Annotated in this window: 7 protein-coding genes; all 7 read right to left on the bottom strand. The window is 59.7% G+C overall.

The window, feature by feature from the left end:
• Nucleotides 1-244 precede the first annotated feature (244 nt).
• On the bottom strand, nucleotides 245-610 hold the full coding sequence (locus tag PQR02_RS39400; RefSeq protein ID WP_408243224.1) for a hypothetical protein: 366 nt from the start codon (nucleotides 608-610) through the stop codon (nucleotides 245-247).
• Between the two features lie 83 nt (nucleotides 611-693).
• Complete coding sequence (locus PQR02_RS39395) at nucleotides 694-1,500, bottom strand: MipA/OmpV family protein (protein ID WP_408243223.1); 807 nt, start codon at nucleotides 1,498-1,500, stop codon at nucleotides 694-696.
• A 66-nt stretch (nucleotides 1,501-1,566) separates the two neighbouring features.
• Complete coding sequence (locus PQR02_RS39390) at nucleotides 1,567-2,454, bottom strand: alpha/beta hydrolase (protein WP_408243222.1); 888 nt, start codon at nucleotides 2,452-2,454, stop codon at nucleotides 1,567-1,569.
• A gap of 2 nt (nucleotides 2,455-2,456) precedes the next feature.
• Nucleotides 2,457-3,227, bottom strand: a complete 771-nt coding sequence (locus PQR02_RS39385) for a DUF4118 domain-containing protein (RefSeq protein ID WP_408243221.1) — start codon at nucleotides 3,225-3,227, stop codon at nucleotides 2,457-2,459.
• Between the two features lie 96 nt (nucleotides 3,228-3,323).
• Nucleotides 3,324-3,650, bottom strand: coding sequence for a DUF4148 domain-containing protein (locus PQR02_RS39380; RefSeq protein ID WP_408243220.1), 327 nt, complete (start codon nucleotides 3,648-3,650; stop codon nucleotides 3,324-3,326).
• A 213-nt stretch (nucleotides 3,651-3,863) separates the two neighbouring features.
• A complete protein-coding gene (locus PQR02_RS39375) occupies nucleotides 3,864-4,019 on the bottom strand; it encodes a pilus assembly protein TadG-related protein (protein ID WP_408243219.1) in 156 nt (51 codons plus the stop codon).
• 137 nt (nucleotides 4,020-4,156) lie between these two features.
• Nucleotides 4,157-5,317, bottom strand: a complete 1,161-nt coding sequence (locus tag PQR02_RS39370) for an EAL domain-containing protein (RefSeq protein ID WP_408243218.1) — start codon at nucleotides 5,315-5,317, stop codon at nucleotides 4,157-4,159.
• Between the last annotated feature and the right edge of the window lie 619 nt (nucleotides 5,318-5,936).

Genomic DNA, 5,936 nt, shown 5'->3' with positions numbered 1-5,936 from the left:
CGTTAGGTCACACAGCAGGTCACCCTTTGTCCGCAATTCGCGATGCCCTGGAATGGCGGACGGCAAGCTCAGCGCGCGATCAGCGACCGCCTCATGTCGTTTAAGACACAATGACTTTCCGTGAGGCAGAGGCTGGCCCGATATTGTGGCAAAGGCCGCTTTCAAGCTGCGAGGCTGGTCAGCTGGCCTTCGAGCGCAGCCCTGGCTTCACGGTCGTCCTATCGCATTGGCTTGCCGCGGACACTCAGTGCTGATGTAGTGGCTTAGGTCCGCCGCTACTTGCTCGGAGCCGGTTGGACGCTTTGTTCTGGTGACGGTTCGACGCTGTTTTCCGGGGCCGGCCGGACTTCGTCTTCCGGAAACGCATCAATGCTCTGCACGGCGGGTGGCTGAATGCTCTTGACCACGACGGCTCAACGCCTGGCACCGGCGCGCTGTGCAGGTCGGTGCTCAAGCCGCTGCTCAGGCCCGTGCCGACGTTCGAGGTCGTGGTGCTTGCACTCTTGAGCATGCCGTGCGCATCGAACAGGAACATCGCCGCCGACGAGCGCGTGTCGGCACCGCTAACCAGCGCGTCCAGCGCGGTCTGCACCGACGCCGGGCCGAGCATGGCTGTCGCGTCTTGCAGGGTCGTCACGCCAGGCCTGAAGCTCGACATCTGTCGAAAGGGCCGCCTCACGCGGACAGCACCAACTATCTAAAGCGGTAGTTCAGTGCGGCCACTACGTTCAGTTCATTCCGGCGCTCCGTGATGGGACTGTGTGCCGCGTCGTGCTGCAGCCGGCCAACGGTTACGGCCAACGAGCCGACCCATTTCTTCGAGATGTCATAGCTCGCGTATGCGTTAAGGTGAACGTCGCGTAGTCCTGCACTCGTGTTGAAGGTTGGCAGGCCCGAAGCCGCACTCTGTCCGGCGCTCACGCCAAACAACGATCGCGTGTATTCTGCATTTGCCCATGTCGCGCCCGGCCCCAAAGACACCAGGAACCTTGAGGTCAGCGGCAGATTGGCCACCAGATCCGCACTGACCAGAAGTCCCTGGCCCGTTCCCGCAATGTCCTGGTAGGCCGCGACCGAACCCGTCAGCAACGACACCGAATAGTCGGCAAAAAGTTTGAGTTTCGGACCCTCGTTGACGTTTCCTAACCCATGCAAATGCGGATCGTCGGACTCGCTGCGCGATTGAAAATCCAGGCTGAGCGCAGCGCCGACATGGTAGGCGTCGCCTTTGCCTTTAAGCACATTGAGGCCGATCAGATCGAGACCCTGCGAGAAAATCCGGTCATCGTAGGAGATATCGAGCGATGGAATCGGCAGGAGTCGCAGCTGCCGCGCGCCCGGATACCTGGGAGAAAGCATTAGGCCCGGTCCCACCGATACCTTCCATTTATCGGCCCCGGAAGGACTCACGCTCGCATCCTGGTCGTCGGCGAACGCGTGCGTGAGCCAAAAGCACCCGAATGCAACCGGCAAGCACTGCAGCGCACGGCTTATCTTCACTACGCCCTTCCCGTCGGTGCGAGTGCCGTGTCGCCCACGTCCGCATGCAAAGTCTTACGCCTCGAATCAAGCACCGCTTTGCCCGCCTTTTGCGATGTGCCGCAAACGTCTCGCGAGCGCCCGCGAGACGACCGGCGCGGGTTCTCCGCCTGGAGCGCTTCGGGCCATTTCACTATCGCGCAGAAACAGGCCCACTTCCCGTGCGACGATTTCGCGTTCGTTGTCTGAGGTAATCATGTGGTACGAATCGTCCAGATAGATCGAACGCAGGAACGCGGAGCCAATATGCGAGCTGACAAATCTCGCGTTGTGGGGATTCGCGGTTTCATCGTCGATGGCGTGGATGATCAGGCAGTCGTTCTTGATATCGCGGATAGAGCCACGCACGCTCCTGGCGAGCCGCGATGCTTCGTGCAGCGCCGACAGGGAAATGGTGGAAGGGCCAACCTCGCTGAACGCGTCCTTCTGCATTGCCCGAGTAATTTTTGCTCGCAGTGCCTCGTTCCTGAGTCCGAATGGCGCCCCTTCGCGATATCGCCACCTTCCGCGCATAGGTGTGTAATAAGCCGCCCCCAGCAGGAATCGATACCACGGTATTGCCCATCCATCGTAGGCGAGCGTGACAGACAGAAGAACAACGGCTTGAGCCGCCGGGCGATGCCTGACAAGCGCCAGCGCCAATGTTGCCCCGATCGAAAGACCGCAAACAGAAACGCGTGCATACCGGCCGGACAGCTCGTCAAATTCTCGAATGACTGCCGTGAGCCATGCTTCCATCTTGCGTTCAGGCGATCCTGCGCTATAGCCCTCAAACGTGGGCGCGCAGGTCGCGAAGCCGTTGTGCTCAAGAGCCCGGGCGAGGAACCGCATCTCGAGCGGCGAACTGGAGAGGCCATGGATCAGGAGGACGGCGTGATCCCCGCCTGGGTTGAGCAACGACGTTGTATCTGACAAATTCAGCCCCCAAGGCGTAAGACCAGAAAGTCACCTGCGTGCGTCGTAAAGCGCTCGCAGATGCAGTCCATTGGCTTGAACTTTCCGGCACCCATATGGACGCGCGCGCGATGGTTGCCGGGCGTGAGCTTCGGCAACAGGAGCTTGATGTCATCGGAATGAACATGCTCATAGCGCAGCCCCGGCGCGGTGGCCGCTGCAATCCTCTCCGACCTCGCCACACTGGCGCCGCCGGGGTCGTCGAGCGCTACCCGGTGATCGAGCGCCTGGATCAGGATAATGTCGTCGTGGTAATGAGGAAGATGTCGAAGCAGCCGATGCGTCTCATCGATCGCACGGTTGGCCAACAACCGCTCGTTATCAGCACGTAAAAGCATTTCATAGCGTGATTGCGCCACGAGGCCGATGAGTTCGGTACGATACTGCGAGCGGCGCAATCTCTCGATCAGGCAGATCACCAAAATGCTGACGAGCGGAAGCGAGACGATCAGGTCGATGTCGGACTGGTCGAGAACGCCAATTTGCTGATAAGGCGGTACGAACATGTAGTCGGCTATCACGAGGCCAAACCCCATGACGGCGAGCGCCGGCGCCATTCCAAAAAAATATGCGATCAGCGCCGCAGCGATGAAGTAGGCCGTTCCGGGCATGATGGGCCCGAGCAACGGACTCAGCAACAGCCGGCCCCCGCTTGCGACGACGAGCGCGAGCGCTGCGAAATACCAGCCGCGAAGGCCCCGGGGCGCCCAGCGGCTCGCATTACGAACTTTCATGATTTGTCATTTGCTTTGACGCCTGGTCTTGCAGTCATTCAGATGCTCGGCAAACTTTGTGGTGCCGGGGCGAACTGCACCGGCCAACCTGACGCTTTAATGACCGAAGTAAATCGACTTCGTGTTGCCAATGGCTTCAGAGCGGGCCGCTGTGGGGGCACCGGATGCCGACACACCACCGGCTACGCCACCGTAGCTACCTGTCACTTCATTTTGCGCAGCCACCTTGGCTTCGGCGGCCTCGATTCCAGCCGGATAGGTGGTGTGGTCGCCGTCGCCCACGTGATAGCCGGCGTTCTCGAGCTGGACGAGCTCGGCGCGCACCTGAGCGTGGCTGACAGACCCGTTCGATTGAGCGAACGATACGGCTGGCGCGGCCAGGGCCGAAGCGAGAGCGACGGCGGAAATGAGTGACCTGAGCATGGCGAAACCTCCAGTTGTTGGGCCGCGAAGGGCGATTGTTAAGTGCCGGGCTGTGTGCTGCGATGCTAAGGGGTGTAAGTATATACCCGTACTATTATTAGTGTAGTATTAATAGTTTATATCGATAGAATAGGCTGCTTTGCAAGGACTTCCCCCGAGAGTCGATGGAAAGGTCGTGGACAGTTCCGCGAAAGTTAGTCGCGTAACGTTCCTTTACGCCGTTTCGTCGATAATGTCGTCGAGCCGCGCTCGAACCATCTCAACCCGGCTGATCGCGATTACGGTGAGCGCGACGAGCGCAATGAGAACCACGCCGAACCCTGCGATCAACGGCGCCCGTATGCTCAATGTCTTGTTGTTTGTGTTCATGGGGTTCCTTTCCAACCGCTCGCCCTCTCATCGGGCAAACGGCATCATTCGAGGTACAACGGTCGTCGCTTTATAGGGCGTCCGGCAGGGCTCCCGGTCGTTCCAGATTGTCTTGCGGTGCCACGCGATCAGAACCTTCAGCGTCGGACAGACTCTACGGCCTCCGGCTTGCCATAAAGCCAGCCTTGGGCGAGTTCGATACCGCAACCCTGTAATGCGGCATGCTGATTTTCTCTTTCCACGCCTTCGGCGAGCACCAGGCAACCCAACGTGCAGAGCCGCTCCGCTGACTCGCGGATTTCCGCCGTGAAGTGCGAGCCCTTGTCGGCGTTGCGTATCACCGTGATGCAAAGTTTGACGATGTCCGGCCGCAACAGGCGGACGGTATCGAAGTCGGCGAACCCACACCCTGTGTCGTCCAAAGCCAGCCGAATCCCCAAGGTGCGCAAACGCTTGACCACATCCACCAAACCCTCTGCTTCGTTGAGGGGCAGGTGCTCGGTGAGTTCGATCATCACTTCCGTTCTACCGGCCAACGCCAGCTTGTCCGCCGCAAGTGCCAAGGCATCCGGGCCCAAATTGATGGTCAGGAAGACTCCTGGCGGTAATATGTCTTTCGTGCGCTCGAGAGCCAGTTCGGCACACAACAATTCCGCATCCACGGTGCGCCCGGCGGCGTGGGCCGCATCAAACAACTGATCCGGGCGTTCAATAGGTGACCCCTGCGGACCTCGGGAGAGGGCTTCGAAACCAACCACCGCACGATCGCTGACGCGCACGATCGGCTGCAGCACTGTCCGTATTGAGCGGTCCGCCAGAATTGCTGTCACGTCGGCAGAAGATCCTGCCTGGTCCACAACTTGACGTTGGGGTTGCGACCTCAACTGGTCTTCGGTCCATTGAATCCAGCACGCCCTTGCATCCCGCTCGCCTGTTTCGGGGGACATGAGGAATACGGACAAGTCGGCGGTTATGCGAGCGCCCGTCGCGCCGCCGAAAACAAGCAGCAGCGACTCCCGGATCAGGTTGCGTCCTGCGTGCTCTATGGCCTCCGCCACTTCCCAGGCTTCTCGCGGTAGGCCGTCCCAAAGGACACGAAAGCATGCGGCCCACCTTCCATCGGCAGCAGAACCATGTCGGTCAATCACCGCATGCTGAGCGAGCGAACGCGTGAGCAAGCCATCTGCTGCTGCGCCAAAATCGGCCATCGCCTGGCGGGCTGTTTCATCACCGAAGATTTCGGACAGGCGGCCGCTCTCCGCAATGTTCACGCTCAGGACGCCAATAATCCCGGTCATTTGCGACAACCTCGATCGCCGCGGTACGTATACTTCAGCAGCTTCATTTGCATCTACCACACTATTTCCTGGATTTGGCGAGTATCCGATCCGTTGCCTGCATGGCCTGTATGATCCGGATGCGGTAAAGCTGCTGGGTGTTGCATCAGACGACTACTTCGGGCGAACGGCAGAGGACCCCAAAGGACCCGGGAATCATGAGCATCCCGTTTCTGTTTTGGATCCTGCTGCCGCACCATACTTGATCAGTGTGCCTTCACCAACATGACATGATCCGGTCGTCGAGATTGCATTTTTGTCATGCCTGCCCCGACCGTCAAAAAGTGGTCGAACTTCGGCCATTCGCATGCTTATGTCGAAGGGCGGCTCCGGATCGAGAGCACGCGTTCGCTGACATTGATACCTCACATTGGGTGCCATCGATGTGCGAACGGCAGGAAAGCAACATTTAGCTGCCTCACCCACGTCGTTGCCTGAGCGTCGGCTTCGGCCGAGTTCGAGGCGTTCGCCGTCATGCGGAGGATGCCCGTTGTATCTCAGAAGCCGCCATTACAGCAGGATGGATTTGTGCGGGAGGAGAGGGGCGCGAGACCGCCTGGCAGGTTGGTATGCCCCTGTC

It is taken from the genome of Paraburkholderia sediminicola, assembly GCF_046026895.1.
GTDB lineage: Bacteria > Pseudomonadota > Gammaproteobacteria > Burkholderiales > Burkholderiaceae > Paraburkholderia > Paraburkholderia sediminicola_C.
This window is presented reverse-complemented; position numbering and strand designations above follow the sequence as displayed.

Excerpts from the sequence above, each read along its gene's own strand:
- PQR02_RS39400 (WP_408243224.1), bottom strand. The coding sequence starts at position 610 with ATGCTCGGCCCGGCGTCGGTGCAGACCGCGCTGGACGCGCTGGTTAGC.
- PQR02_RS39385 (WP_408243221.1), bottom strand. The coding sequence starts at position 3,227 with ATGAAAGTTCGTAATGCGAGCCGCTGGGCGCCCCGGGGCCTTCGCGGC.
- PQR02_RS39380 (WP_408243220.1), bottom strand. The coding sequence starts at position 3,650 with ATGCTCAGGTCACTCATTTCCGCCGTCGCTCTCGCTTCGGCCCTGGCC.
- PQR02_RS39375 (WP_408243219.1), bottom strand. The coding sequence starts at position 4,019 with ATGAACACAAACAACAAGACATTGAGCATACGGGCGCCGTTGATCGCA.
- PQR02_RS39370 (WP_408243218.1), bottom strand. The coding sequence starts at position 5,317 with ATGACCGGGATTATTGGCGTCCTGAGCGTGAACATTGCGGAGAGCGGC.